Source organism: Pseudomonas sp. Lb2C2, assembly GCF_052112205.1.
In the GTDB taxonomy this organism is placed as follows: Bacteria; Pseudomonadota; Gammaproteobacteria; order Pseudomonadales; family Pseudomonadaceae; genus Aquipseudomonas; species Aquipseudomonas kilonensis.
Genome location: NZ_JAUTYW010000003.1, coordinates 455405 through 480765 on the forward strand (window position 1 = coordinate 455405; position 25361 = coordinate 480765).

The 25361-nt window shown below is 61.8% G+C and carries 24 protein-coding genes and 2 pseudogenes; 15 read left to right on the top strand and 11 right to left on the bottom strand.

Annotated features, from left to right (window positions below; genetic code table 11):
• Positions 1–7 precede the first annotated feature (7 nt).
• The 3 genes from Q7F16_RS10310 to Q7F16_RS10320 all read right to left on the bottom strand — a co-directional run bounded on the left by Q7F16_RS10310 (position 8) and on the right by Q7F16_RS10320 (position 3807).
• Positions 8–2851, bottom strand: coding sequence for a class I adenylate cyclase (locus tag Q7F16_RS10310; protein WP_409555747.1), 2844 nt, complete (start codon positions 2849–2851; stop codon positions 8–10).
• A gap of 170 nt (positions 2852–3021) precedes the next feature.
• Positions 3022–3267, bottom strand: coding sequence for a TIGR02647 family protein (locus tag Q7F16_RS10315; RefSeq protein ID WP_003206789.1), 246 nt, complete (start codon positions 3265–3267; stop codon positions 3022–3024).
• Between the two features lie 255 nt (positions 3268–3522).
• Positions 3523–3807: a hypothetical protein gene (locus Q7F16_RS10320; protein ID WP_046065760.1), complete on the bottom strand. Its 285-nt coding sequence runs from the start codon at positions 3805–3807 to the stop codon at positions 3523–3525.
• A gap of 124 nt (positions 3808–3931) precedes the next feature.
• Here Q7F16_RS10320 and Q7F16_RS10325 point away from each other — a divergent pair, with 124 nt between their 5' ends.
• Positions 3932–4591, top strand: a complete 660-nt coding sequence (locus Q7F16_RS10325) for a glutathione S-transferase family protein (protein WP_046065759.1) — start codon at positions 3932–3934, stop codon at positions 4589–4591.
• A 121-nt stretch (positions 4592–4712) separates the two neighbouring features.
• Here the strand turns inward: Q7F16_RS10325 and argH are convergent, their stop codons facing one another.
• Both argH and Q7F16_RS10335 read right to left on the bottom strand, forming a co-directional pair.
• A complete protein-coding gene (gene argH / locus Q7F16_RS10330) occupies positions 4713–6107 on the bottom strand; it encodes an argininosuccinate lyase (protein WP_014340815.1) in 1395 nt (464 codons plus the stop codon).
• A 36-nt stretch (positions 6108–6143) separates the two neighbouring features.
• Positions 6144–6359: a hypothetical protein gene (locus Q7F16_RS10335; protein ID WP_139381097.1), complete on the bottom strand. Its 216-nt coding sequence runs from the start codon at positions 6357–6359 to the stop codon at positions 6144–6146.
• A 64-nt stretch (positions 6360–6423) separates the two neighbouring features.
• Here Q7F16_RS10335 and Q7F16_RS10340 point away from each other — a divergent pair.
• The 8 genes and pseudogenes from Q7F16_RS10340 to Q7F16_RS10375 form a co-directional block, all read left to right on the top strand.
• Positions 6424–6573: pseudogene (locus tag Q7F16_RS10340) on the top strand (sensor histidine kinase); the annotation flags it as partial.
• On the top strand, positions 6570–7316 hold the full coding sequence (locus tag Q7F16_RS10345) for a LytR/AlgR family response regulator transcription factor (RefSeq protein ID WP_014340814.1): 747 nt from the start codon (positions 6570–6572) through the stop codon (positions 7314–7316). The pseudogene Q7F16_RS10340 and the gene Q7F16_RS10345, both read left to right, overlap by 4 nt.
• A gap of 138 nt (positions 7317–7454) precedes the next feature.
• Entirely contained in the window at positions 7455–8396 is a 942-nt protein-coding gene (gene hemC / locus Q7F16_RS10350; RefSeq protein ID WP_046065757.1) for a hydroxymethylbilane synthase, read from the top strand.
• A pseudogene (locus tag Q7F16_RS10355) lies at positions 8393–9139 on the top strand (uroporphyrinogen-III synthase); the annotation flags it as partial. The gene hemC and the pseudogene Q7F16_RS10355, both read left to right, overlap by 4 nt.
• Positions 9140–9175: 36 nt before the next feature.
• On the top strand, positions 9176–10309 hold the full coding sequence (locus Q7F16_RS10360) for a uroporphyrinogen-III C-methyltransferase (protein WP_409555836.1): 1134 nt from the start codon (positions 9176–9178) through the stop codon (positions 10307–10309).
• Complete coding sequence (locus tag Q7F16_RS10365) at positions 10306–11553, top strand: heme biosynthesis protein HemY (protein WP_409555748.1); 1248 nt, start codon at positions 10306–10308, stop codon at positions 11551–11553. The genes Q7F16_RS10360 and Q7F16_RS10365 overlap by 4 nt, the downstream gene beginning before the upstream one ends.
• A 301-nt stretch (positions 11554–11854) precedes the next feature.
• The gene (locus tag Q7F16_RS10370; protein ID WP_024618149.1) at positions 11855–12397 is read left to right on the top strand and encodes a disulfide bond formation protein B; all 543 of its coding nucleotides are present in this window, start codon (positions 11855–11857) and stop codon (positions 12395–12397) included.
• Between the two features lie 174 nt (positions 12398–12571).
• On the top strand, positions 12572–13030 hold the full coding sequence (locus Q7F16_RS10375; RefSeq protein WP_003206770.1) for an Rsd/AlgQ family anti-sigma factor: 459 nt from the start codon (positions 12572–12574) through the stop codon (positions 13028–13030).
• A gap of 59 nt (positions 13031–13089) precedes the next feature.
• Here Q7F16_RS10375 and Q7F16_RS10380 read toward each other — a convergent pair whose 3' ends face one another.
• A complete protein-coding gene (locus Q7F16_RS10380) occupies positions 13090–13755 on the bottom strand; it encodes an FKBP-type peptidyl-prolyl cis-trans isomerase (RefSeq protein ID WP_409555749.1) in 666 nt (221 codons plus the stop codon).
• Positions 13756–13946: 191 nt separating this feature from the next.
• On the opposite strand from Q7F16_RS10380, the gene Q7F16_RS10385 reads away from it, so the two are divergent.
• The gene (locus Q7F16_RS10385) at positions 13947–15140 is read left to right on the top strand and encodes an AlgP family protein (protein ID WP_409555750.1); all 1194 of its coding nucleotides are present in this window, start codon (positions 13947–13949) and stop codon (positions 15138–15140) included.
• Here Q7F16_RS10385 and Q7F16_RS10390 read toward each other — a convergent pair.
• The gene (locus tag Q7F16_RS10390; RefSeq protein ID WP_046065753.1) at positions 15137–15601 is read right to left on the bottom strand and encodes a TIGR02444 family protein; all 465 of its coding nucleotides are present in this window, start codon (positions 15599–15601) and stop codon (positions 15137–15139) included. The genes Q7F16_RS10385 and Q7F16_RS10390 overlap by 4 nt on opposite strands.
• Before the next feature lie 50 nt (positions 15602–15651).
• On the opposite strand from Q7F16_RS10390, the gene Q7F16_RS10395 reads away from it, so the two are divergent.
• From Q7F16_RS10395 to rhtB, 3 genes are all read left to right on the top strand, one after another.
• Positions 15652–17562: an ATP-binding cassette domain-containing protein gene (locus Q7F16_RS10395; protein WP_024619578.1), complete on the top strand. Its 1911-nt coding sequence runs from the start codon at positions 15652–15654 to the stop codon at positions 17560–17562.
• The gene (locus tag Q7F16_RS10400) at positions 17562–18143 is read left to right on the top strand and encodes a mechanosensitive ion channel family protein (RefSeq protein ID WP_046065752.1); all 582 of its coding nucleotides are present in this window, start codon (positions 17562–17564) and stop codon (positions 18141–18143) included. Before Q7F16_RS10395 ends, Q7F16_RS10400 begins: the two co-directional genes overlap by 1 nt.
• 141 nt (positions 18144–18284) lie before the next feature.
• Complete coding sequence (rhtB, locus tag Q7F16_RS10405) at positions 18285–18917, top strand: homoserine/homoserine lactone efflux protein (RefSeq protein ID WP_046065751.1); 633 nt, start codon at positions 18285–18287, stop codon at positions 18915–18917.
• A 243-nt stretch (positions 18918–19160) separates the two neighbouring features.
• Here rhtB and Q7F16_RS10410 read toward each other — a convergent pair whose 3' ends face one another.
• The 4 genes from Q7F16_RS10410 to Q7F16_RS10425 form a co-directional block, all read right to left on the bottom strand.
• Positions 19161–19904 (bottom strand): hypothetical protein, encoded by a 744-nt coding sequence (locus Q7F16_RS10410; protein WP_033062772.1) that lies wholly within the window; start codon positions 19902–19904, stop codon positions 19161–19163.
• Positions 19905–19907: 3 nt separating this feature from the next.
• On the bottom strand, positions 19908–20495 hold the full coding sequence (gene lpoB / locus Q7F16_RS10415) for a penicillin-binding protein activator LpoB (RefSeq protein WP_003177333.1): 588 nt from the start codon (positions 20493–20495) through the stop codon (positions 19908–19910).
• 153 nt (positions 20496–20648) lie between these two features.
• Positions 20649–21020: a YcfL family protein gene (locus Q7F16_RS10420; RefSeq protein ID WP_046065750.1), complete on the bottom strand. Its 372-nt coding sequence runs from the start codon at positions 21018–21020 to the stop codon at positions 20649–20651.
• A gap of 18 nt (positions 21021–21038) precedes the next feature.
• Positions 21039–22433, bottom strand: coding sequence for a COG3014 family protein (locus tag Q7F16_RS10425; protein WP_046065762.1), 1395 nt, complete (start codon positions 22431–22433; stop codon positions 21039–21041).
• 315 nt (positions 22434–22748) lie between these two features.
• On the opposite strand from Q7F16_RS10425, the gene Q7F16_RS10430 reads away from it, so the two are divergent.
• Both Q7F16_RS10430 and Q7F16_RS10435 read left to right on the top strand, forming a co-directional pair.
• A complete protein-coding gene (locus Q7F16_RS10430; RefSeq protein ID WP_409555751.1) occupies positions 22749–24647 on the top strand; it encodes an FTR1 family protein in 1899 nt (632 codons plus the stop codon).
• Between the two features lie 149 nt (positions 24648–24796).
• Entirely contained in the window at positions 24797–25252 is a 456-nt protein-coding gene (locus Q7F16_RS10435; RefSeq protein WP_079303032.1) for a YaiI/YqxD family protein, read from the top strand.
• Positions 25253–25361: the final 109 nt, after the last annotated feature.

Here is a 25361-nt window from a genome sequence, read left to right on the forward strand (position 1 = left end):
ACCCGTCTCAGACCTGGTTCAGTGCCTCGTTCAGGGCGTGTTCCAGGTCGGCTTTGTAGCGCAGGTACAAATTGCTTGAACAGGCGCCGTCACCCACCAGGCCCGAGAGGTCCAGGTCGGTGATGTAGCAGCGATAGCGCTGGGCTTCGCGGCGCTGTTCGACGATCTCCCTGGCGACCACGCGGAACAGTTGGTCGCCGTGCTCCAGTTCGGAAAACTCCTGCTGATCGCAGTACAGGGTGACATGCACCTGCCCGTGCGCCGCCTTGCCGATGATCGCCTGCACGTCATAGAACGGCTTGTTGACCAGCATCTGCGGGGCTTGCCGCGCTTCGATCCGGCGTGCCCGACCGCTGCCTGAGGGCAATAACTGGTAGTACAGGGTTTCCAGGGTCAGCGGCTGGGCGGCATCCAGCGGCAGCAGGGCGTCGCGACGGTACAGCACCGATTGCAAAAAGCGTTGCAGCGGCACCAGCAGGCTTTGTTCGTCGTGATAAGGCACGTGTTGTTGCCACAGTGCGTTGAACTCATCGAGCACGTACAGATCGGCCTCGTCTTCATCGACGCGATAGAACACCTGGATGCACTCGGGCTGGCCCATGGGCAGGATCAGCGCCAGATCGTGGTCTTCCAGGGCCATCGGGTCCAGGTGCAAGGGGCTGTAGGCCGTCAGTTCCTCGCCCAGGTAATCCATCAGCGCCGACAAGCTGCCCAGCGCCACGTGATTGACCTGGCCGGGCACCAGCTCCAACACGTGATAGTGCTGCTGGACCTGAAGCAGATAGCGGTGATTGAGCCTGCTCAGCAGCAGGGTCTGCGCCGTTTCGATGACTTCTTCGACGCGCCGCGCAATGAATTGGGCGCGGTTGTGGCAGAAGCAGCGCACCTGCAAGCGTGGCTGGTGCTGGATGACGGGCAGGTCGTTGAGGTAATCGCGCAGGCAGTCGAGCAGGGCGTGTTCGCCGTCAAAACGGTTGACCAGCACCTCATTCCAACTGTTGAGCATGACCTGGTCGAGGGTCAGCACCAGGTTCTCCCGGACCCCGGCATAACTCAGGGAGTCGGTGCGCTCGGTGGTCATCAGGATATTCAGGTCGCGGTGGTGCTTGAGCGGGTCGACGCCGACGTTCACCAGAATCAGCACTTCGCTGGGCACGCTGGCGCGCAGCAACTGTGCTTCATCCACCGTGGTCAAGGGCAGGGCAATGGACTGCTGCAGGCTGCCCAGCAGGTTGAACAGTTCGAACTCGCTCAGGTCGCTGTCGCCTGGGTGCAGCGCCAGGCGCGTGCTGCTGTCGATCACGCCGTTGCGATGGCACCAGGTCAGCAGTTCCAGCAGTTCGCGGCAGCGCTTGATCGGCGCGAAGTTCTCCCACTCCAGGGCGTTGAGGCTGCCGTTGTAAAGCGCCCACTGGTTCTGCCCCGGTTCTTTCTTGTTGGGTGACTGGACCAGCGTCAGGGTGTCTTCGGCCAGGTCCGGCGCGATGCCAGGGTTGATGAACTCGACCTTGTCGGCCTTGCGTTCGAAGGCTGCGTACAGCCGCCGGCCAAGCACGTTGAGATCGCGCTTGTTGATCAGGCTGACGGTTTTCTCGGTGCGGGCGAACTGGGTCAGGAAGCGGTAGCTGTGGGTGAGTTCGTTGACCAGGGCCCGTCGCTCGTGGCTGACCTGGCGGACTTTCCATTGGCTGCGGCTGTCCAGCAGCGCCAGTTGGCGCTGGTCCCAGCCCCATTCCCGAGCCAGTCGCTCGAGCAGTACCCGTTGCCAGCCGCTACTGCGTACCTGGCCGGTGAGTTTGCGATTGACCTTCAGGTACAGCGCGCGGCGGATCAACTCCAGGCGTTCGGATTCGCCGCGGGCATTGAGGTATTCCTCGATGCGGCGGTAGACCAGCATGTACGGGTCCAGCTCTTCGAGGTCCAGGCGATTGGCAAACACGGCCTGTTTGAAGCGTAGGCTCAGGCAGCGGACATTCGGGTGTTCGCTGGCATAGACCTCGGTCAGCAGCAGCTTGAGCACGGACTTGTAGGGCGACTCGATACCTTTGAACAGTTGCCAGAGCCCGGCACCGACGAATTCGCCCGGCGGAATGTAGGCCAGGTGCCCCAGGTCCAGGGTTTCATCGGCGCGGATGAAACGCTTGGACATCAGCGTATGGGTGTACTGCTCATAGTTCTCTTCTTCATAGACCGGCACCAGCCACCAGATCGGCGTGCGCCCGGCCAGCCAGATCGCGGTGCGGTAGAACTCGTCCAGCAGCAGGTAATGCTGGGTTGTGCCGCAATCGTCGGAACTGAGCTGGTTGTCCCGCTCGCCCCGTACGAAACGCGCCGGGTCGATCAGGAAAAAGTGGGCTTCGGCGCCCTGGGTCGCGGCCCAGATCTCCAGCAACTGGCATTTCTTGCGCAGCTCGGCCAGTTCATCGTCGCTCAGGTCCGGCCCGTGGCACACCCACACGTCCATGTCGCTTTGGTCGGCTTGGGCCAGGGTGCCGAGGCTGCCCATCAGGAACAGGCCAAGGATCGGCCGTGGCGGGTTGCTGCCATGCCGGGGCTTATAGGAAAACGAACGGGTCAGCCGCTGGGCTTCGGCGAGGATATTGGCGTCAGGCTCGTAGTTCGACAGCCCGGCAGGCGTGCTGCCGGAAACGTAGCCGGGCAGCAGCGGATGGTTGACGTGGAAGAACAGCGGCAGCAACGTCAGCACGCCTTGCTGGCGCGGCGACAGGCCTTCGAGGGCGCGCTCCATCCGCACGGTGTTGAGCTTGAGAAAACGTGCGCGCAACTGGCTCAGGACCTTGCGGTCGATTCCCTCGTCCAGATCGGGGCGTATTTCGTGATTGCGGGTCATGTCAGCTCAAACCGGCTCGCGGCGTCGAACGTGGGGGGTGATGGCAGGTTAGCGCCCGATCTTGGGAATTCTTAAGCTGAAAACAGAATCCGGATGCCGGTTTTTTACGCAAGGCACCCGTGCGCCTGCGGAAATCCCGTAAAGGAGATTTCCGTGGGCGACAGGGGGGATCAGGCGGCTTCTTGCACGCTGAGTATCGTCAGGACGGTTTGTACGTTTTGGGCGGCATCTCGGCCCAGGCTTGTCAGGTAACCACCGTCGGGCTGGGTGATCAGTTCTTTTTCGAACAGGCGTTGGGCAGCGGCAATCGCTTTAGGGGCAGCGGTCTGATGAATTTTCAGGCCTTCCTGGGAACTGTCCAGGTTGAAGAGTGCAAGGATTTCCAGTTCGGCAACCAGCTCAGGGGTAAGCGACATAAGGACTCCAGACTTTCTAGGAATTGGTCGACAGCGTCACTAAGGTGAGCGCACTCGGCCGAGCTGTCCAGTCTCAGTGTCATGCTTTTTTTGTTTTTTTGTAGCGAGTCCAGGCAGGTCCCTTGTGGCGAGGGGATTTATCCCCGCTGGACTGCGCAGCAGGCCCAAAATCGTAATGAGTCCACTTTTTTAGGGCCGCTTCGCGCCCCAGCGGGAGCAAGCTCCCTCGCCACAGAAGCAACTTTGCCTGTCGGTTCAGTTCTTTTCCGGCGGCAACTCAGGCAACGCGCGCAAGGCGGCTTCGTACCACTGGGTATTGAACGGCCGATCCTCTTCCAGGATTGCGTCAATTTCCACCGCCAGCACATGGGCCATCAGGTTGAGGATTTCTTCGCGCTCATAACCGACCAGGGTCAACTTGTTGAAAGTGGCCTTGGCCGCAGGCGGATTGTCACTTTCGATCTGGTTTTCGATGGCCTGGATCAGCGTGTTCTCGACGAATTCTTCTTCGTCGTTGTCGATGTCGGTTGGCTCGCTCATGGCAGGCTCCTGGGAGAAAGGTCGCCAGTTTACCTGCATTCAGCGGCGTGATGCGCCTGGCACGAAATGCCCCGACGGTCTATAACCCAAAGCTGCCAACCCCGCACGGCCTGGAGGCTTTGTAATGCTCGAGCTTTATGGTTTCTCTGTCAGTAACTATTACAACATGGTCAAACTGGCGCTGTTGGAGAAGGGCCTGACCTTCGAAGAAGTGCCGTTCTACCCCAACAAGACTCCCGAAGCGTGGGCCATCAGCCCGCGCGGGAAGGTGCCGGTGTTGAAAACCGAGCAGGGGTTCATCAACGAAACCAGCGTGATCCTCGAGTACATCGAGCAAACCCAGCCAGGCAAGGCCCTGCTGCCCAGTGACCCGTTCGAGCGCGCCCAGGTATTGGCCTTGTGCAGGGAGATCGAGTTGTACATCGAACTGCCGGCGCGGGCTTGCTTTGCCGAGGCTTTTTTCGGCATGACGGTGCCCGATGTCATCAAGGAAAAGAGCAAAGACGAATTGCGGCTGGGGTTCGCCTCGCTCGGTCGGCACGGCAAATTCGCGCCCTACGTGGCGGGCGATAGCCTGACCATTGCCGATCTGTATTTCTTCTACAGCGTCTCGCCGGCCTGCCAAGTGGGCAGGAAGTTGTTCGATATCGACCTGTTGGAAGACATGCCGGCAGCCAAGGCGCTGATGGAGCGCTTGGAGCAGAATCCAAATGTGCAGCGGATTGCGGCGGATAGGGATGCGGCGATGCCGGCGTTTTTGGCGATGATCGCTGCCAAGAAGTGAGTTTCGTGGTGTTTTGAAGTGAGTTATCGCGAGCAAGCTCGCTCCCACAGTGGATCTTCAGTGAGCACATATTCTGTGAACATGGAGATCCAGTGTGGGAGCGAGCTTGCTCGCGATGCTTTTAGCGGCTGGCGAGCAACGCCTGGCCGCGCACTACGGCTGCCTTGACCTGCGCCGGCGCGGTGCCGCCGATGTGGTCACGGGCATTGACCGAGCCTTCGAGGGTCAGCACGGCAAACACGTCCTGCTCGATCTGGTCGCTGAACTGGCGCAGTTCGTCCAGGCTCATTTCCGCCAGGTCCTTGCCACTGTCCACGCCGTACTTCACGGCATGGCCGACGATCTCATGGCAGTCGCGGAACGGCAGGCCACGGCGCACCAGGTAATCGGCCAGGTCCGTGGCGGTGGAAAAACCGCGCAGGGCCGCTTCGCGCATCACTGCGTGCTTGGGCTTGATGGCCGGGATCATGTCGGCAAAGGCTCGCAGCGAGTCGCGCAAGGTGTCGGCGGCGTCGAACAGCGGTTCCTTGTCTTCCTGGTTGTCCTTGTTGTAGGCCAGCGGCTGGCCTTTCATCAGGGTCAGCAGGCCCATCAGTGCGCCGAACACCCGGCCACTCTTGCCCCGCACCAGTTCCGGCACGTCGGGGTTTTTCTTTTGCGGCATGATCGAACTGCCGGTGCAGAAGCGGTCCGGCAGGTCAATGAACTGGAATTGCGCACTGGTCCACAGCACCAGCTCTTCGGAGAAGCGCGACAGGTGCATCATCGCGATGCTCGCGGCGGCGCAGAATTCGATGGCAAAATCGCGGTCCGAGACGTTATCCAGCGAGTTGCCGCCCACGGCGTCGAAACCCAGCAACTGCGCGGTGTATTCACGGTCGATCGGGTACGTGGTGCCGGCCAGCGCGGCGCTGCCCAGGGGCATGCGGTTGGTGCGCTTGCGGCAGTCCACCAGGCGCTCGTAGTCGCGGCTGAGCATTTCGAACCAGGCCAGCATGTGATGCCCAAACGTTACAGGTTGGGCGGTTTGCAGGTGCGTGAAGCCCGGCATGATGCTCTCGGCTTCGCGCTCGGCTTGCTCCAGCAGGCCTTTTTGCAGGCGAGTGATTTCGGCCAGGATCAGGTCGATCTCATCGCGCAACCACAGGCGGATGTCGGTGGCGACCTGGTCGTTGCGGCTGCGGCCGGTGTGCAGTTTCTTGCCCGTCACGCCGATGCGGTCGGTCAGGCGCGCTTCGATGTTCATGTGCACGTCTTCAAGGTCGACGCGCCAGTCGAACTGGCCGGCCTCGATTTCAGTCTCGATGGTCTTCAGGCCGTCGATGATGCTGTCGCGCTCGGCATCGGTCAGCACGCCGACCTTGGCCAGCATGGTGGCGTGGGCGATCGAGCCCATGATGTCGTGGCGATACAGGCGCTGGTCAAAGTTGACGGAGGCGGTGAAGCGGGCGACGAAGGCGTCGACGGGTTCACTGAAGCGGCCGCCCCAGGACTGATTGGTCTTGTCAGTGCTCATGAATTCGCTCGTGATCGGCTGTGGAAAAAGTAGCGGTTAAAGGCTGCGGCGGATGATAGCAGGGTTGCCGGGACTGGCGCTGGCACTGGTCGGCAGGTTTTTTCGATAGAACCCTGGGATCCAACCGGGTTTTCCCGCAACGATATTTTTCGATTGAGCAATATCGTCGTGGCAACCGTCTACAGTGGACTGTAGGACTTTTGCTTTTTCCACCCATGGCGCAGCGGATACAGATAAGAAGGGGGTGCTCATATTGGTCAGATCGACAGTTAACAATCCCTACGGCGACGCCGTGCGACAACGGGCCTCGGGCATCGGTCGGCAAGCGCTGGTAAAGATAGGCAACCGCCTCGCGGCACTTTTTGGCCCTCGAACGAGTCTTAGCGTGGATCGCGGTGACGGATGTCACTTCCCCTGTCTACGCTATCCTTGTGCGAGACTCACGCAGGAATCCAGCGCAATATGAATGTCCTGATCGTTGATGACGAACCACTGGCCCGCGAGCGCCTGAGCCGAATGGTTGGCGAGCTCGAGGGTTACAGTGTCCTGGAGCCGAGCGCCACCAATGGCGAAGAGGCATTGGCCCTTATTGACAGCCACAAGCCGGATATCGTGCTGCTCGACATTCGCATGCCAGGGCTGGACGGCCTGCAAGTGGCGGCGAAGTTGTGCGAACGAGAGTCGCCACCCGCCGTGGTGTTCTGTACCACCCGGGACGACTTCCCACCCGAGGTGTTGCAGGCCGGTGACGTGGGCTACCTGGTCAAGCCAGTGGCGGCCGAGGCGTTGCTCGAAGCCTTGCGCAAGGCTGAGCGGCCCAACCGTGTGCAACTGGCGGCGTTGACCCGTCCGGCCGCCGAAAGCGGTAGCGGCCCGCGCAGCCATATCAGTGCGCGTACCCGCAAAGGCATCGAGCTGATCCCGTTGAACCAGGTGGTCTACTTTATAGCCGACCATAAATACGTGACCCTGCGCCATGAGAGTGGCGAGGTGTTGTTGGATGAGCCACTCAAGGCTCTCGAAGACGAGTTCGGCGAGCGTTTCGTACGCATCCACCGCAACGCCCTCGTGGCTCGCGAGCGCATCGAGCGTTTGCAGCGTACGCCCCTTGGGCATTTCCAACTGTTCCTCAAGGGCCTCAATGGCGATGCGCTGATTGTCAGCCGGCGGCACGTGGCTGGCGTGCGCAAGATGATGCAGCAGCTTTAGCGCGGCGGGTCCAAGGCGTTCCATACGTTTCATTTCGAGGAGTTGGCGGCCAGGGAGGCCTTGGGGTCGTGATTCAAATCAAAGCGGTTTTGGCTGAGCTGTTATTATCTGCCGTATCTTTTAAGTACGGATTGATCCATGTCCCCTCGCGAGATCCGCATCGCCACCCGTAAAAGTGCCCTGGCCCTCTGGCAGGCCGAATACGTCAAAGCCCGCCTGGAAGCGGCCCATCCCGGCCTGATCGTGACCCTGGTGCCCATGGTCAGTCGTGGGGACAAGCTGCTGGACTCGCCGCTGTCGAAGATCGGCGGCAAGGGCCTGTTCGTCAAGGAACTGGAAACCGCGTTGCTGGACAACGAAGCCGACATCGCCGTGCATTCGATGAAAGACGTGCCCATGGACTTCCCCGAAGGCCTGGGCCTGTTTTGCATCTGCGAGCGGGAAGACCCACGCGATGCGTTCGTCTCCAACACGTTTTCCAGTCTTGAAGCACTGCCTGCCGGGAGCGTGGTCGGCACTTCCAGCCTGCGTCGCCAGGCACAGTTGCTGACTCGCCGCCCGGACCTGCAAATCCGTTTCCTGCGCGGTAACGTCAATACGCGCCTGGCCAAGCTCGATGCCGGTGAGTACGACGCGATCATCCTCGCCGCCGCCGGCCTGATCCGCCTGGGCTTCGAAGATCGCATCACCTCGGCCATCAGCGTCGACGACAGCCTGCCGGCCGGTGGGCAAGGGGCGGTGGGCATCGAGTGCCGCAGCGCCGACAGCGACATCCACGCCCTGCTGGCGCCGCTGCATCATGAAGACACCGCCACGCGGGTGTTCGCCGAACGTGCCCTCAACAAACATCTCAATGGCGGTTGCCAAGTGCCGATCGCCTGTTACGCCGTGCTGGAAGGCGAACAGGTCTGGTTGCGCGGCCTGGTGGGGGATCCCAACGGTGGCCGGCTGCTCAGCGCCGAAGCCCGGGCACCGCGCCACGATGCCGAGGCGTTGGGCGTGCGGGTGGCCGAGGACCTGCTGAGCCAGGGCGCTGCCGACATCCTCAAGGCCGTCTACGGCGAGGCCGGCCACGCGTGACGGGCTGGCGGCTGCTGCTCACCCGGCCGGCGGACGAGTCCTCGGCGCTGGCGGCTGTCCTGGCCGAAGCGGGGGTCTACAGCAGCAGCCTGCCCTTGCTGGATATCGAGCCGATCCCGCTGTCCGATGCCGGGCGGGCGATATTCCAGGCGCTGGACCAATACTCTGCCGTGATCGTCGTCAGCAAACCTGCCGCACGCCTGTGCGTCGAGTTGTTGCGCCAATACTGGCCCCAGCCTCCAGACCAACCCTGGTTCAGCGTGGGTGCGGCCACCGGACAGATTCTCAGCGATGCCGGCCTCACGGTGTTTTATCCCGATAACGGCGATGACAGCGAAGCCTTGCTGGAGCACTTGGTCTTGCGCCAGGCTGTTGCGCGGCCCGACCCCAAGGTGTTGATCGTTCGGGGTGAAGGCGGGCGTGGCTTGCTGGCAGAGCGTTTGCGCGAGCAAGGTGCTAGTGTCGATTATCTGGAATTGTACCGCCGCCACTTGCCTGATTACGGCGAAGGGGCGTTGCCGGCGAAAGTCGAAGCGGAACGCTTGAACGCACTGGTGGTCAGCAGTGGGCAGGGCTTCGAGCATCTGCAGCGGCTGGCCGGCGATGCGTGGCCGGCCCTGGCGCGGTTACCGTTGTTTGTTCCAAGCCCAAGGGTTGCCGAGATGGCGCGTGCCGCCGGGGCCCGAACAGTTGTGGATTGCCGTGGTGCCAATGCTGCGGCTTTGCTGGCGGCGTTACGGGAACACTCCGTGCCGTTTTCTAATGCAAAGGATGGATACGTGAGCGAAACAGCCTTGCCAAAAGAAGATCTAGACCAGCCAGCGATCGATGCGCCGGTTGAAACCCCGCCCCCAGTGGCGCCGCGCCGCGGCAACGGGCTGGCCGTTGTTGCCTTGCTGCTCGGCGCCGCCGGTGTCGCCGTAGGCGGTTGGGGCGTTTGGCAGGTGCGTCACCTGCAAACCAATAACCAGCAGCAGTCCGCCCAGGTCCAGGCACTGAATGATCAGGCCCAGAGCCTCAAGCTCAACGAGCAACGCCTGAGCGAGCGCCTGGCGCAATTGCCCCCGGCCGAAGAGCTGGAGGAGCGGCGGCGCCTGGTAGCCCAGTTGCAAAGTGACCAGCAGCACCTGAACCAGCGCCTGGAGACCGTGCTCGGTGCCAGCCGCAAGGATTGGCGCCTGGCGGAGGCCGAGCACTTGTTGCGCCTGGCCAGCCTGCGTCTTTCCGCCCTGCAAGACATCAACAGTGCCCAGGCGCTGGTGCAGGGCGCTGACGAAATCCTGCGCGAGCAGAACGACCCCGGTTCGTTCGCCGCCCGCGAGCAACTGGCCAAGACCCTCGCCGCATTGCGCAGCACCGAACAACCGGATCGCACCGGGCTGTTCCTGCAACTGGGCGCCTTGCGTGACCAGGTCCTGGAGCTGACCGAGCTGGCGCCCGAGTACAAGGACCGTGGTGAGTCGCTTTTGGGCCTGACCGCCGATGGCGATGGTGCCAGTCGTTGGGCACAGTGGTGGGACCAGATCTCGCGTTATATCCGTATCGACTTCAACGCCGATGAGAACGTCCGTCCGCTGCTGGCCGGGCAAAGCCTTGTGCAAGTGCGCCTGGCCTTGAGCCTGGCGCTGGAACAGGCGCAATGGGCCGCCCTCAATGGTCAGGCGCCGGTGTACACCCAGGCGCTGACTGAAGCTCGGGACGTGTTGAAGAACAACTTCAACCAGGACAACCCGCAAAGCAAGATCATGCTCGAGCGCGTGGGTGAGCTGTCCAGGCAGCCGGTGACGGTGGTCACCCCGGACCTGACGGGCACGCTGAGCAGCGTCCAGGCTTACCTTGAGCGCCGCAACCTCAATGCCCAGGAATCGGTCAAGCCGCTGCCCGCGCCTGGCGCGCAGGAGGCCACGCCATGAAGCGTCTCTACGTGATTCTGTTCGTGGTCATCGCTGCCGCTGCCTTGCTGGGCGTGGCGATTGCCGAGCATTCGGGTTACGTGCTGGTGGCGTACAAGAACTTCCGTTATGAAGCGGGCCTGTGGGTCACCCTGGCCCTGGTGGCGGTGCTCTGGCTGGTGTGGCGAGGCCTGCGGGCGCTGATCGGGCTGGTGACCACGTCCAGCGGCGTGGTCAACCCGTGGTCGCGGCGCAACCGCAGCCGGCGGGTGCAAGTGGCGATCGAACACGGCCAGTTGGACTTGGCCGAAGGTCGCTGGGCCAGTGCCCAACGACACCTGCATCGTGCCGCCGAAGCCGAGCGCCAGCCGCTGCTGTATTACCTCGGTGCCGCCCGTGCGGCCAACGAACAAGGTCTCTACGAACAGAGCGACAGTTTGCTCGAGCGCGCCCTGGAGCGTCAGCCCCAGGCGGAACTGGCCATTGCCCTGACGCACGCGCAACTGCAGACGGACCGAGGCGACACCGACGGCGCATTGACCACGCTGCAGGCCATGCATGAGCGTCATTCCCATAACGTCCAGGTCCTGCGCCAACTGCAACGACTGCATCAGCAGCGTGGCGACTGGTCGGCGGTGATCCGGCTGTTGCCGGAGCTGCGCAAGGACAAGGTCCTGCCGCCGGCTGAGCTGGCTGAACTGGAACGTCGCGCCTGGGGCGAAAACCTCAGCCTGGCAGCCCACCGTGAGGAGGACGGCAGCGTCGGGTTGCAGTCGCTCAATCGCGCCTGGCAACAACTGACCTCCGCGCAACGCCAGGAGCCGGCGCTGGTGCTGGCCTATGCCGAGCAATTGCGTCAGTTGGGGGCCCAGGTCGAAGCCGAAGAGGTGCTGCGAAGTGCGCTCAAGCGTCACTATGACAGCCATCTGGCGCGCCTGTACGGGTTGGTACGTGGCAATGATCCGATCCGCCAGTTGCAAGCGGCCGAAGGTTGGCTCAAGGACCACCCGGCCGATCCAAGCCTGTTGCTGACCCTGGGGCGCCTATGCCTGCAGAACAGTTTGTGGGGCAAGGCGCGGGACTATCTGGAAAGCAGCTTGCGCGTCCAACGCAACCCCGAAGCCTGTGCTGAACTGGCGCGATTGCTGGCGCAACTGGGAGATGCCGAGCGCAGCAACCAGTTGTTCCAGGAGGGGCTGGGGCTGTTGGATGAGCGTTTGCTGGCCGCGCCGTTGCCGGTTCCGGCTCAGGTGTTGTCCACTTGAGAGGGGCATGACTCATTCTTGAAAATGGTATGAATCATTGTGGCGAGGGAGCTTGCTGTGGCGAGGGGATAAATCCCCTCGCCACAGTTAAGTGCTGTCCTTGAATAAGGGCGAAATACAGCTCCGGTTTTGGGGCTTTGGTCATGGCTTCAGTAAAGTCCTACAGCCCATCGCGCTGAATCCTCTTTGGCCTGTCGGGAATTCCCTACATCCCTGGTGAAGTGTCTGCGCTGGCCCGCCTTGAAAGGCCCGAGGGCTTTCCTCTACCGTAACTGCTTGTCTCTTCTGTTACGGAACCGCCATGTCTTTGGCCAGCTCACGCTTCTTGTTTCTCATGGCTTCCATCGCCGCAGCCCTGGCTTTGGGCATCAGCACTTATCTGGAATATTCGGTCGGCCTGACACCTTGCAGCCTGTGTGTCTTGCAGCGGTTGTGCCTGATGCTGTTCCTGGCGAACAGCCTTGTGGCATGCGTACACGGTCCAGGGCAAAGAGGCAGTCTCTTCTATGGTGCGGCAGGGTTGGTTTTTGCGGCGGGGGGAATGACCCTGGCATGGCGTCAGGTCTTGATGCAAAGCCATTCGTTCGAGCCGTTTCCTGATTGTATTGCCCAGCCCAAGCTGATGGATTCGTGGTGGTGCGCGTTGCATCGTGTCCTCGACGGCGCCATCGATTGCGCGAATATCACCTGGACACTGTTCGACCTGAGTATCCCCGAATGGAGCCTGTTGTTTTTTCTCGCGGTGTCCAGCGCGATGACCTATCTGCTACTGCGCCTTGCCTGGAGTGCTCTGGTACGACCGCTCAGCGGCGATACGTCGCAGATGGTCCGGGCCGTGGATTAAACACTTGTATGAACTTTATCTCCTGCGTACCTTGAAGCCATTGTCGTGCGGGCATAATCTGGCCCGCACGTGTTATTGGAATTGTGCCGCTCGATCATGTTGTGTCTGGCTTGTCCCTGGTCATCAGGCGTGCACAGGCTGCGAGTGGCATGACTCACAAGGGAAGAAATCACCATGCTCGAAAGTTGTCAGAATGCTCAGGAACGCTGGGGTGGGGTGCATCTGCTGATCGATCGCTGGTTGCAGGAGCGTCACGAACTGGTTCGGGCCTATGATGCCCTCGGCGATAAGCCTGAAGCGCTGAGCGAAAGCCGCAAACCCCTGCAGGAGTTCTGCGGTGTGCTGGTCGACTATGTGTCTGCCGGTCATTTCGAGATCTACGAACAACTGACGGGCGAGGCCAAGGCCTTCAACGACAAGCGCGGTTTGGAACTCGCCGAGCAGATCTACCCACGCATCGATGTCATCACCGAAAAGCTGCTGGCGTTCAACGACCTGTGCGATGAAGGCAAGTGCGTAGCGGAAAAATTCAAGGAACTGGGCGGCTTGCTGCACGAACGTTTCGAACTGGAAGACTGCCTGATCGAAGTGCTGCACAACGCTCACAAGGAAGAAGCCGCGGTCCAGGCCTGAGGGTTTCGCGGTCATGAAAAAACGGTGCGCATTGCGCACCGTTTTTTATTGGGCCAGCGTCAGGTCGTCGCGCCCAGCAACTCGATTTCAAACACCAGTGGCGTGAACGGCGGGATCACATCTCCCGCCCCTTCGGCGCCATAGGCCAGGGTCGATGGAATCACCAGCCGCCATTTTGCGCCTACCGGCATTTGCGGCAATGCACTGCGCCAGCCGTCAATCACGCTGTCGAGGTTGAACCACTGCGCCTGACGGTTGGAATCGAATACGGTGCCGTCCGGCAAGCGACCGATGTACAGCACCTGGACCTTGCCGTGAGGACCGGCCTTCGCGCCGTGGCCTGGCTTGATTTCGGTCAGCAGGATGCCGTCTGCGAGTTGCTGGACGCCGGGCCGGTTCTTTTCTTCGTTGAGAAATGTCTGCTCCGTTTTCAACGCGGCTTCGATCTGCGGCGTTGTCGATGGCGAGTTCAGTTGCGCCTGGTGCTCGGCCAGGATCTGTTCGATGCGTTCGTCCTCAAGGGCCAGCGGCTTGCCCAGGTAGGCCTGTTGCAAACCTTCGACCAAGGCTTTGATCTGCAGGTCTGGCACGTCCTGGCGCAGGCGTTCGCCGAGGCTGGCGCCCAGGCTATACGCCAAATCGTGGGCCTCGTTTGCGCTGGTTTTTTCAGCGGCCTGGACCGTGGAGCAAGCCAGGCACAGGAATAAAAACAGGTGACGCGACATGTGTGCTCTCCGGCCTCGAATCGAGGAATTATGCCAGTGCCGATATCTGTAGAGGTGGATTGCCAAGGCACTGGCGCAGAAGATTTTTCGTCTCTTGCAACGCAACGTCTTGTGTACTGTCAACATGCCCTAGCGGCGGTTGAAGCAGAGGTCTAGTATGAGCCGCACTCACGTCAGTCAGGAGGTAAACCATGTCGGCCACCAAGAAGCCTGTAAACACTCCGTTGCACTTGCTCCAACAACTCTCGGGCAGCCTGCTCGAACATCTGGAAAATGCCTGCTCCCAAGCCCTGGCTGATGCTGAAAAACTGCTCGCCAAACTGGAAAAGCAACGCGGCAAAGCGCAGGAAAAACTGCACAAGTCGCGCACCAAATTGCAAGACGCAGCCACCGCTGGCAAGGCCAAGGCACAAGCCAAGGCCAAAGAGGTCGTGAAAGAACTCGAAGACCTGCTCGACGCCTTGAAGGATCGTCAGTCCGAGACCCGCACCTACATTCTGCAACTCAAGCGTGATGCCCAGGAAAGCCTGAAACTGGCCCAGGGTGTCGGTCGCGTGCAAGAAGCTGCTGGCAAGGCGCTGACGCTTCGTGCTGCCAAGCCTGCCGCTGTATCGGCCAAGAAGCCGGCGGCTAAACCCGTGGCGGCAAAAGCTCCGGCCAAAGTCGCTGCCAAGCCTGCGGCGAAAGCACCGGCCAAAGCTGCCAGCAAGCCTGCTGCCAAACCGGTCGCTGCCAGTGCTGCAAAACCTGCGGCAAAAAAACCAGTCGTCAAAGCGGCGGCCAAGCCTGCCGCAAAAACGGCGGCCGCTAAACCTGCTGCCGCCAAGCCCGCTGTAAAAGCTGCTGCTAAACCAGCCGCTAAACCTGCGGCAAAAGCTGTCGCCAAACCTGCCGCTAAAACCGCCGCTGCAAAACCTGCTGCGACGAAAACCGCTGCCGCAAAACCGGCTGCCAAAGCGGCGGTAAAAGCCACTGCTAAACCTGCTGTCGCCAAACCAGCAGCGAAGCCTGCGGCAACCAAAACGGCTGCGGCCAAGCCCGCTGCGAAAACGGCTGCCAAGCCAGTCGCTGCCAAAGCCCCCGCCAAAGCGGCGGCTAAACCCGCTGCCAAACCGGCTGCGGCCAAGCCTGCTGCTGCGAAGCCAACGGCTGCCAAACCAGCCGCCGCGAAGCCCGCTGCCGCCAAACCAGCCGCCAAGCCCGCAGCGAAACCGGCCGTGAAAAAGCCAGCCGCCGCAAAACCTGCGACTGCACCAGCTGCCAAGCCAGCGACACCGGCTCCGGCTCCGGCACCGGCTCCAACCGCCAGCACTCCGGCCGCGGCGACCAGCCCATCCGCCGCCGTTGCGCCGAGCACCAGCAGCACCCCAACCAGCGCTTCCTAAGTGCCGGACACCGCGACGCGCAGCTGATGCAGCGCGTCGCGGCTCGCTGGTCCGGCATTCGCCGCCAGCCCTTGCAGCCATTGCGCTGAATCGTTCTGTTGTGCCCCGGGCCAATCCTTGGCCAGCGCTTCCAATCGCTCCAGCAATTGCCGTTCGGCTGCCAACTCCAGTTGCTTGACCTGCTCGCGCAGGCTATCGAGTGCCGTGTCCTGGAGGGCGCTGGTTTTCCATTGGCTGCGAAGCGTGCGCAGTGGTCGCACCACCTCGGCATCCCAAGGCTCGGCCAATCGTCGAAGCTGCTGCAGCCTGTGTTCATTGCAGGCCACGCCGCGCTGCGCCAGCCACAGGCCACAAAGCAGCAGGCAGACATTGGCGCCGGCGTCTTGTGACGCCAGGCAGGCAGGCTCTACGCCAGGCTTGGCATAGAGGTCGAGGGAAAAGCTCCACAGGTCTGGGGACATCGTGCTACTCGCGCCAGTTGCGAGCGAAGCTGGTAGACTCCGCCGCCATTATGATCCGACTTCAGAACCTGACTTTACAGCGTGGCCCGCAACGTCTGCTAGAAGACGCCGAGCTGACCCTGCACGCCGGCCACAAAGCCGGCCTCATCGGTGCCAACGGCGCCGGCAAATCGAGCCTGTTCGCCTTGCTGCGAGGCGAGCTGCACCCGGACTCGGGTGATTGCCTGTTGCCGGCTGATTGGCGCATCGCCCACATGCGCCAGGAGGTCGACACCCTCGAGCGCCTGGCGGTGGACTACGTGCTCGATGGCGACCTGCGCCTGCGCCAGGTGCAACGTGACCTGGCTGCGGCCGAAGCGGCCCACGACGGTGCCGCACAGGCCCGCCTGCACGCGGAACTCGACAGTGCCGATGGCTACACCGCCGATGCCCGTGCGCGCAAATTGCTCGCCGGGCTGGGCTTTACCAATGAGCAGATGGATCGCCAGGTCGGGGACTTCTCCGGTGGCTGGCGGATGCGCCTGAACTTGGCCCAGGCCTTGATGTGTCCTTCGGATCTGCTGTTGCTCGATGAGCCGACCAACCACTTGGACCTCGACGCCATCATCTGGCTCGAAGACTGGCTCAAGAGCTACCCAGGCACGCTGCTGCTGATTTCCCACGACCGTGATTTCCTCGACGCGGTGGTGGATCACGTGGCCCATGTCGATCAGCGCAAGCTCACCTTGTATCGCGGCGGCTACAGCGCCTTCGAGCGCGCGCGTGCCGAACGCCTGGCCCAGCAACAGCAGGCCTACGAGAAGCAACAGGCGCAACGTGCGCACATGGAAAGCTACATCGCCCGCTTCAAGGCCCAGGCCACCAAGGCCCGCCAGGCCCAGAGCCGGATCAAGGCGCTGGAGCGGATGGAAGAGTTGTCGGCGGCCCACGTCGATTCGCCGTTCGATTTTGTCTTCCGTGAGTCGACCAAGATTTCCAGCCCGTTGATCGACCTGTCCGACGCGCGCCTGGGCTACGGCGACAAGACCGTGCTGGAGAAGGTCAAGCTGCAACTGACCCCGGGTGCGCGGATCGGTCTGCTGGGCCCCAACGGTGCCGGTAAGTCGACCCTGATCAAGAACCTTTCCGGCGAACTTGAGCCTCTGGCCGGGCGCCTGACCCGGGGCGAGAACACTGTCGTCGGCTATTTCGCCCAGCATCAGCTCGACTCCCTGGACTCCAAGGCCAGCCCGCTGTTGCACCTGCAGCGCCTGGCACCGACCGAGCGTGAGCAGGTCCTGCGCGATTTCCTCGGCGGTTTCGATTTCCGCGGGGCGCGCATCGACGAGCCGGTGTTGAATTTCTCCGGTGGCGAAAAGGCGCGCCTGGCGCTGGCGTTGATCGCTTGGGGCCGGCCGAACCTGTTGCTGCTCGACGAACCGACCAACCACCTGGACCTGGAGATGCGCCTGGCCCTGACCATGGCCTTGCAGGAATTCAGCGGTGCGGTGCTGGTGGTGTCCCACGATCGGCATTTGCTCAAGAGCACCACGGATAATTTCTTCCTGGTGGCTGACGGCAAGGTCGAGGAATTCGACGGCGACCTGGAAGACTACGCCCGTTGGCTGGTGGAATACCGTCAGCGCAACGCGCCGGTCAGCAGCACACCGGTCAACCCGGACAAGACCGACAAGAAAGCCCAGCGCCAGGCCGCCGCCGCATTGCGCCAGCAACTGGCGCCGCACAAGCGCGAGGCCGACAAGCTTGAAGCCGAGTTGGGCAAGCTGCATGAAAAACTGCAAAAGATCGAAACCAGCCTTGGCGACAGTGGTCTCTACGAGGCAGCACGCAAGGATGAGTTGCGCGACCTGCTGGCCGAGCAGGCCAAGCTGAAGGTTCGGGAAGCGGAACTCGAGGAGGCGTGGATGCAAGCGCTGGAACTGCTGGAAAACCTGCAAGCGGAGCTGGAGGCGTTGTCCTGATGGAAGCGTTGGCGTTGCCTATACCCGTCATGTGGATCGAGCCGATCTGGCTGGGTGTGCAAATCCTGCTGATCCTGCTGGCCGGTTATGTCGCGCAACGTGTCGTGGCGCGGACCCTTACCGGCCTGGGTGAGCGTTACCCGTTCCCACCCCAACTGATCATTATCCTGCGGGGCGTGCTGCGCTGGCTGATCATGGGCAGCGCCGTGCTGGTGGTGCTCGAACGCCTGGGCGTTTCGGCCACGGTGCTGTGGACGGCATTGTCGGGTTTCGTCGCGGTGGCAGCGGTGGCGTTCTTTGCCATCTGGAGCGTGCTGTCGAACCTGCTCTGCGCTGTTTTGATCTACACCGTCGGACCGTTTCGCCTGGGTGATGTGGTCGAGTTGGTGGACACCACCGACAAGCCCGGCATCAAGGGGCGCGTGGTGGCGATCAACCTGCTGTACACCACGCTGATCGAACCCGAGGAACTCGGCACCGGCAGCGCCATGGTGCAAGTGCCCAACAGCCTGTTCTTCCAGCGTTCGGTGCGGCGCTGGCGCGGCAGCGAGGTGTTTCCGGTGGGTGGTTTCGTCGAGTAAAGGACTGCTACGCAGCCCAGCGGGAGCAAGCTCCCTCGCCACGGTTCATACCGGCTTAAGTGCTTGTGCAAAAAAACGGTGGTCAACGGCCTGGCGGCGCATTAGCTTAGTCGTTTAGACGAATTCGAGCCGGGGAGTGTAATGGTGCTGGAAACATGGCTGGCGTTTTTCGCAGCGTGCTGGGTGATCAGTCTTTCGCCGGGCGCCGGCGCTATTGCATCAATGTCCAGCGGGCTGCGCTACGGCTTCTGGCGCGGTTACTGGAACGCCTTGGGCCTGCAATTGGGCCTGGCGTTGCAAATCGTGATTGTCGCCGCCGGGGTTGGCGCGATTCTCACGGCCTCGGCCACCGCGTTCTATGCGATCAAATGGTTCGGCGTGGCCTACCTGGTCTACCTGGGTGTCAAACAGTGGCGAGCCATTCCCGCTGACATGACAGACGATGCGGGCCCGCGGCCCATCGGCAAGCCCTTGGCGCTGGTGTTTCGCGGCTTTCTGGTCAATGTCAGCAACCCCAAGGCGCTGGTGTTCATGCTGGCGGTGTTGCCGCAGTTCATCAATCCCCATGCGCCGTTGATCCAGCAATACCTGATCCTGGGCGTGACCATGATCGTCGTCGATCTCATCGTCATGGCCGGGTACACCGGGCTGGCGTCCAAAGTCCTGCGGCTGTTGCGCACCCCGAAACAGCAACGGCGAATGAACCGTGCCTTCGCGGGTATGTTCATTGGTGCTGCGGGTTTACTCGCGACGATCAGAAAGGCCGCTGCATAAAGCACGGCCTGCGGTGAGGTAGCTTTTGTAGGTGGCTTTTGTGGCGAGGGAGCTTGCTCCCGCTCGGTTGCGCAGCGACCGCAAGATCTTAGGGCCGCTTCGCAGCCCAGCGGGAGCAAGCTCCCTCGCCACAAAAGCAAAAGCATCCAGCTCATCACAAAAGCAAAAGCATTCAGCTCATTACAAAGGCAAAAGTATCCAACTCGCCACAGAAGCAGCTGAACATCTACCCGACGGTATGACTCAACGCAAAATCACCGGCGCCGTATCCCGAGGCAGGTTATTGCGCTGTACCGGTTCGCTGGGTTGTTGGTAGCTCGGGCCGCCGAGCTGTTCGCTCAATTGCCGCGCCACGTCTTCACCTAAAGCCTTGGACACTTCGCGCACCACCCGTGGACGATTGAGGCTGATGCGTACGTCCCGGTGGTTCATCAACTTGGTATCCTGGCCTTCGCCCATGGCCGTAAAGGCCGAGGTGATTTCGTAGGTCTTGGTGTTGATCAGGCTGAAGTCCGCCACCAGGGTCAACGCCAACACAGCCGAGTAGCTGTCGGTATTGGCCAGCTCGTTGATGTCGCGGGTGAAGTCGATGTCCGAGACCGTGCCGAACAGCACGTAGTCGGCACCCTTGAAGTTACCGGCCTTGATGCGCTTGATCACGTCATAGACGTCGCCCTTGGACGCCGCCGTGTAGGGCGTGCCCTGGGTCAGCTGGAACATCCCGCTGCGCAGGATCTCGCCCTTGATGTCGCCGGTGAACTTGCGCAGTTCGCCCTGCTCGATGTAGCTGCTGGTGGCTTCCATCTCGTCGTAGCTCGAGGAGGCGCTGGCGCTGTAAGGGTTCGCCTGGAAGTTGCTCTGCGCTGAAACGGTGTGGATGTACTCCTCCACCCGCTCCTGGTACGCAAGGTCGGTGACTGCGACTTTCGGGGCCGCCTGCGCGCCAAATGCGCAGGCCAGGGCCATGATGCCTATCCATGTGCGCATGGCTTAACGCTCCGTGGTCTTGCGGATTTCTTTTTCGTCCATCCACTCGGCCAGACCGCTTTCGACGTCGATCAATTGCAGGCTGAATTTGTAGAAGACGTCCTTGTAGTCGCTGCTGCGCTTGACGATCGAGCTGATGGAGCCTTCGAGACGGTACTTGGCAGCGATCATGTTGCCGGTCTTGGCCACGGTGCTTTTCTTGTACAGGCCGCTCTGGTTCTGCAGCTTGAGCTGGTCGACCTGGCTGTCCATGGCGGTGTTGTCGCTGGCAAAACGGGCAGCCCCGGTCTTCATCAGCTGGGTCTTGATGCTGGTGGTGATTTCGCGGGTGTCGATGTACTCGCTGGTCTTGTTCTTCACGTCATAGACCTGGACCACCGGGCGACCCTGCAGGATGCCGGACTGGGCCAGGGAGCGAGTCATGGACTCGGCGATCATTTGCAGGTCGGTGGAGCCGAACTCGTTGGTCACGGTTTCCACGGCCTTGGTGTCGCCGTAGCTGATGTTCTTGTTGCCCAGGACCGGCGAGTTGTTGGCACAGCCGCTGACCAGCAGGGCGGCGAGGGCGAGGGAGGAAATGCGTACGAACATGTGGGTGCTCTCGAAAACTGAAAAAGGAATAACGCGTCACTCGGGCGTTTTTTGTGGGAGAGAGCTTGCTCGCGATAGCTGTGTGTCAGTCACATCATGGCTGGCTGATCCAGCGCTATCGCGAGCAAGCTCGCTCCCACAGTTTTTTGCGTCTTACGGGGTATTGATTTCCAAACGGAAATCCACCGCCTTGGGGGTCGGTGCGATGGCCGGCAGGAAGCTGGTCTGTTCGCCGTACAGCGTCAGGCTTTTCCAGGTTTCTTCCTCGGCGATCGGAAAGCCTTCCGGCCCCAGCCAGGCAAAGCGGTAATACATCGTCTTGTTGTTGTAGCTGGTGTTGCTCAGCTGCACGTTGACGGTCATGTAGCCGTTTTCCCTGGCCACGCGCATGGCGCCGACCACGATGTTCTTGGTCTTGCCCATTGCCACGACCTTGCTGGCGGCGCTGCCCGGCTGCGGTGGCGGCGGGGTGGCGCAACCGGCCAGCAAGGCCAGGGCGCCGACGGCGATCAGTTTTAAACGCATGTGAACAAGACTCCGTTCTTAAGGTTGCTTGAGGGCAATGGCGGTCGGGTTGGCGCTTGGCATCACCTGGGCAGCCAGGCCACCGGCGAACACTTGGTTACCCACCGCCCGCAGGGTGATGACCTGATAGCGCTGGTCGACGGTGACCTTGACCACCGAGCCGCCCACCGAGCTTGGCAAGGTGACCTGATGCTCGCCTTTCTTCAGGCGCAGGCGTACCACCTGGGTGTAGTCGGGCAGGGTGCGCCAGGTCCGGGTGTCGGCTCCTTCGAGTACCGCCGAGGTAAGACCCACGGCCAGGCCGGCCAGGGGGTTGGTTTCGTTGATCTGCTTTTGCGCCACGCCACGGCTGACGGCGCGCACGGTGGTGCGCAGGATGATGCCCGGCATGTCGTCGCGCAGGGCCCGGCGGGACATGGCGGTGGTGCTGTTGAGCTGGGTCAGGTCCAACTGACGACCGTCCACACCGATCTGGCCGAAAGTGGCCGTGGAGGTATCAGGCTTGATCAGCGGGAACGACAATGGCGTGATGACCAGGTTGCCGCTGATCGGCAAAGGCAGGGGAATGCGGATCGAATCCCGGGATGGTGCCAGGCCACTCTGCACCACGATCAGGATGTCGCTGTCATCGTTTTTGGCGGCAGGCTTGTCGAGGTTGAGCAGGGCCTGCTCCAGCAGCGGCGTGTTGGGGCGCAGTTCGGCGGCCTTGCGGTAACCCGGTGCGGCGAGGTCTTTTTCACCCAGGGCTTCATAGACGAAGCCGGCCAGGTAGTGGCTGAACGCGCTCTGGTAACTGTTCTTGAGGCCGACCACTTCCGGGGCGTCGAGGCTGGCCACCGGGTAACCCTGGAGATCCTTGTATTCGGTCTTGACCCCTTGCTTCTCGGCGTCTTCCTCGCGCTTGAGGTATTCCTTGTCCCGCAGGTCGGCGATCACCGCTTCGCGTTCGTGGGTCTTCTTGATCTGGGTCCGCGCCCCGTCGAAGTCATTCACTGCCAACAGGTTCAGGGCCATCTGCGTGGTCAGCATGACCTTTTCGTAATCGTAGCCTTCGTAGCGGCGGACTTTATCGTTGACCAGGAAGCTGCCGAACTGGGCCAGGTACTTGGCCGTGTCGAGCTTGACCGCGTCTTCCCACTGGCCAACCTGCTGATCGGCGCTGGTCCAGGCCGTCTGGCTGCCAGACAAGTCACCCTTGGCGCGCAGCAACTCACCTTTCTCGAAGTAATACAGCAGGTCCTTGTCCTGGCTGGTGTTGTTCTTTTCCAGCAGGGTCAATGCGCCGTCGACGTTGCCGGAAGCCAGCTGCTGGTTGGTCTGGGCCAATTCGCTGTCGTAGTTGCGAAAGGCCGAGCAGCCGGACAACAAGGTGATCGCGCCGAGGGCGACCGAAAAAACGGCACGGGATGCCATGAACATTTCTTCCCTGAGTAACAGCCGGGGTGTGCGGGTCGGGCTGGAGCGATCCCACGGACAAGCGTCGGGACGCTGCCGGTTCCTCATAAAAAGAGGAGCTTTTATGCCGTCTAATAATAAGAAGGCGGCGGGATTATAAACATGGCGCTTGGCTATGTAATGGCTTTTCAATCTCGAAATGCCTTTTTTGTGACATCACCTCCAAAGCATGAAAATCCGATGAAAATCGGCCCCCGAAACACATCGGCCCTTGAGCCAAAGCCATTGGAAGTGAACAATGTGTTACTTCTTATTACCAACCGAGAGTCATTCATGACTGTGCCGTTCCGTTTCCTGGCCTGGCTTGTGCTGCCATTGCTTGCGCTATGCAGCACGTCGCTGCTGGCCGATACCGTCGAGAGTGCCCCCCAGGCGCTGCATTTGCTGGATTACATCGGGGCGGATTACCCGGCAACGGTCGAGGCGGGCAAGGTCATCGACGACGGGGAATATCGCGAGCAGCTGGAATTTACCCAGGTGCTGGAGGGGTTGGTCGCCGGGCTACCGGCCAAGCCGGAAAAGACTGAGCTGGTCCAAGGCATCGGCACCTTGCGCAGTGCGATCACCCAGCGTCAGGAGGGCGGCGACGTCGCGCGTCTGACGCGGCAACTGGGGGCCAAGCTGGCGGTGGCGTATGAAGTCAGCCAGGCGCCGGTTATCACCCCTGATCCCACCCGTGGCGCGCCGCTGTATGCACAGAATTGCTCGGTGTGTCACGGTGCCAGCGGTGCCGGCGACGGTCCTGCCGGTGTTGGCCTGGAACCGCCGCCGTCCAACTTGCGGGAGGCCCAGCGCCTGGATCGCCTGAGTCTCTATGCGATCTACAACACCCTCGGCATGGGCATTGAAGGCACCGACATGCCGGCCTTCGCCGATCAGCTCGACGACCGTCAACGCTGGGACCTGGCGACCTACATCGCCAGTTTCAGCGCCGACCCGGCCGCCGCCAAAAGTGAACAGGTCTTCAACCTCGCTGACCTGGCGCGCCAGACCCCGGCCGAAGTCCTCGCCGCGCAAGGCCCCGCAGCGGCGGCGACATTCCGTGCCCAGCGTGCCCAGCCGCCGCAGGTGCAACGTGGCCCGGCGCAGTTGCTCGACTACACGGCGGCCACCCTGGATAAAAGCATCGCGGCGTACCGTGCCGGTGACCACGACCAGGCCTACGACCTGTCGGTAGCCGCTTACCTGGAAGGTTTCGAGCTGGTGGAAAGCTCGCTGGATAACGTCGACGCCAACGTGCGCAAGGACACCGAAAAGTCCCTGATGGCCTACCGTCAGTCTCTGCAGGACGGTTTGCCTATCGAGCAGGCGGTACAGCGGCTGGACGCGGCCAAGGCCAAGTTGAAGGAGTCAGCCGGCCTGCTGGGCGGTGATGGCTTGAGCTGGTCGCTGAGCTACATCTCCGGCTTGCTGATTCTGCTTCGCGAAGGGCTGGAAGCGATCCTGGTGCTGGCGGCGATCCTGGCGTTCCTGCGTAACACCGGCCAGCAGTCGGCGGTGCGCAGCGTTAACGTCGGTTGGGGCCTGGCGCTGTTGGCTGGCCTGGCGACCTGGGGGCTGGCGGCGTATGTGATCGACGTCAGCGGCGCCCAGCGCGAGCTGCTTGAAGGCGCGACGGCGTTGTTCGCCAGTGTGATGGTGCTGTGGCTGGGTGTGTGGATGCACGACCGTCGCCACGCAGCGGCCTGGCAGGACTACATCAAGAGCAGCCTGGTGGGCGGCGGTGGGCGTTTTGGTTTTGCGATCCTGGCGTTCTTCTCGGTCTATCGCGAACTGTTCGAAGTGATCCTGTTCTACGAAACCCTGTGGCTGCAAGCGGGGCCCGCCGGGCACAACGCGGTACTGGCCGGTGGCGCGACGGCGCTGGTGTTGCTGGTGGGGCTGGCCTGGGTGATCCTGCGCGGCTCGGCGAAACTGCCGCTGGCGCTGTTCTTCAGCATCAATGCCGCGTTGCTGTGCGCGCTGTCGGTGGTATTCGCCGGTCATGGCGTGAAGGCGTTGCAGGAAGCCGGGATTTTCGGCACCCATCCGGTGGCGTTCTTCGACTTCGACTGGCTGGGCATTCATGCCGATGCCTATTCGCTGGCCGCTCAAGTGGTGGCGATCCTGGCGATTGTGGTGCTGTATGGGCGCAGTTGGGTGGCGGATAAGCGTCGGGTCCAGGTTTCCTGAAAAGCATTCGCTGCGCTCATAATCGCGGGCAAGCCTTGCTCCCACACAAGCTTTTCTCCCACAGGCTATGGGAGCAAGACTTGTGGGAGCAAGGCTTGTGTGGGAGCAAGGCTTGCCCGCGATGCTTTTAATCTAGAGGAAACCATCCAATGCGCGTATGGATCGACGCCGATGCCTGCCCCAAGGCGGCGAAGGAACTGGTGGTCAAGTTCGCCTTGAAGCGCCGGTTCGAGGTGGTGCTGGTGGCCGGTCAACCGCAGATCAAGCCTGGACTGGCCTGTGTGAAGCTGATCGTGGTGCCCAGTGGCCCTGACGCGGCGGACGACTACCTGGTGGAGCACGCCGAACCGGGTGAACTGGTGATCTGCAGCGACGTGCCCTTGGCCGACCGGTTGGTGAAGAAGGGCGTTGCCGCGCTGGATCCGCGGGGCAAGGAATTCGATGCGCAGAACATGGGCGATCGGCTGGCGGTGCGCAACCTGTTCACTGATTTGCGTGAACAGGGCCATATGGGCGGCGGCCCGGCGGCGTACAGCGAGCGGGACAAGCAGGGGTTTGCCAATGCGCTGGATCGGATCCTGACGCGCCTGGCCCGGATTTCCTGAGTCTTGCCTCAATCCCCTCGTGGGAGCGGGCTTGCTCGCGAAGGCGTCGGTTCAGTTGGCCCATCGAGTGGCTGATACACCGCTATCGCGAGCAAGCTCGCTCCCACAG

Excerpts from the sequence above, each read along its gene's own strand:
- Q7F16_RS10315 (WP_003206789.1), bottom strand. The coding sequence starts at position 3,267 with ATGTCGCTTACCCCTGAGCTGGTTGCCGAACTGGAAATCCTTGCACTC.
- Q7F16_RS10335 (WP_139381097.1), bottom strand. The coding sequence starts at position 6,359 with ATGAGCACCCCCTTCTTATCTGTATCCGCTGCGCCATGGGTGGAAAAA.
- Q7F16_RS10395 (WP_024619578.1), top strand. The coding sequence starts at position 15,652 with ATGATCCGACTTCAGAACCTGACTTTACAGCGTGGCCCGCAACGTCTG.
- Q7F16_RS10400 (WP_046065752.1), top strand. The coding sequence starts at position 17,562 with ATGGAAGCGTTGGCGTTGCCTATACCCGTCATGTGGATCGAGCCGATC.
- Q7F16_RS10325 (WP_046065759.1), top strand. The coding sequence starts at position 3,932 with ATGCTCGAGCTTTATGGTTTCTCTGTCAGTAACTATTACAACATGGTC.
- Q7F16_RS10435 (WP_079303032.1), top strand. The coding sequence starts at position 24,797 with ATGCGCGTATGGATCGACGCCGATGCCTGCCCCAAGGCGGCGAAGGAA.
- rhtB (WP_046065751.1), top strand. The coding sequence starts at position 18,285 with ATGGTGCTGGAAACATGGCTGGCGTTTTTCGCAGCGTGCTGGGTGATC.
- Q7F16_RS10425 (WP_046065762.1), bottom strand. The coding sequence starts at position 22,433 with ATGGCATCCCGTGCCGTTTTTTCGGTCGCCCTCGGCGCGATCACCTTG.
- Q7F16_RS10345 (WP_014340814.1), top strand. The coding sequence starts at position 6,570 with ATGAATGTCCTGATCGTTGATGACGAACCACTGGCCCGCGAGCGCCTG.
- hemC (WP_046065757.1), top strand. The coding sequence starts at position 7,455 with ATGTCCCCTCGCGAGATCCGCATCGCCACCCGTAAAAGTGCCCTGGCC.
- Q7F16_RS10420 (WP_046065750.1), bottom strand. The coding sequence starts at position 21,020 with ATGCGTTTAAAACTGATCGCCGTCGGCGCCCTGGCCTTGCTGGCCGGT.
- lpoB (WP_003177333.1), bottom strand. The coding sequence starts at position 20,495 with ATGTTCGTACGCATTTCCTCCCTCGCCCTCGCCGCCCTGCTGGTCAGC.
- Q7F16_RS10380 (WP_409555749.1), bottom strand. The coding sequence starts at position 13,755 with ATGTCGCGTCACCTGTTTTTATTCCTGTGCCTGGCTTGCTCCACGGTC.
- argH (WP_014340815.1), bottom strand. The coding sequence starts at position 6,107 with ATGAGCACTGACAAGACCAATCAGTCCTGGGGCGGCCGCTTCAGTGAA.
- Q7F16_RS10370 (WP_024618149.1), top strand. The coding sequence starts at position 11,855 with ATGTCTTTGGCCAGCTCACGCTTCTTGTTTCTCATGGCTTCCATCGCC.
- Q7F16_RS10410 (WP_033062772.1), bottom strand. The coding sequence starts at position 19,904 with ATGCGCACATGGATAGGCATCATGGCCCTGGCCTGCGCATTTGGCGCG.
- Q7F16_RS10385 (WP_409555750.1), top strand. The coding sequence starts at position 13,947 with ATGTCGGCCACCAAGAAGCCTGTAAACACTCCGTTGCACTTGCTCCAA.
- Q7F16_RS10310 (WP_409555747.1), bottom strand. The coding sequence starts at position 2,851 with ATGACCCGCAATCACGAAATACGCCCCGATCTGGACGAGGGAATCGAC.
- Q7F16_RS10390 (WP_046065753.1), bottom strand. The coding sequence starts at position 15,601 with ATGTCCCCAGACCTGTGGAGCTTTTCCCTCGACCTCTATGCCAAGCCT.
- Q7F16_RS10375 (WP_003206770.1), top strand. The coding sequence starts at position 12,572 with ATGCTCGAAAGTTGTCAGAATGCTCAGGAACGCTGGGGTGGGGTGCAT.
- Q7F16_RS10430 (WP_409555751.1), top strand. The coding sequence starts at position 22,749 with ATGACTGTGCCGTTCCGTTTCCTGGCCTGGCTTGTGCTGCCATTGCTT.
- Q7F16_RS10365 (WP_409555748.1), top strand. The coding sequence starts at position 10,306 with ATGAAGCGTCTCTACGTGATTCTGTTCGTGGTCATCGCTGCCGCTGCC.
- Q7F16_RS10320 (WP_046065760.1), bottom strand. The coding sequence starts at position 3,807 with ATGAGCGAGCCAACCGACATCGACAACGACGAAGAAGAATTCGTCGAG.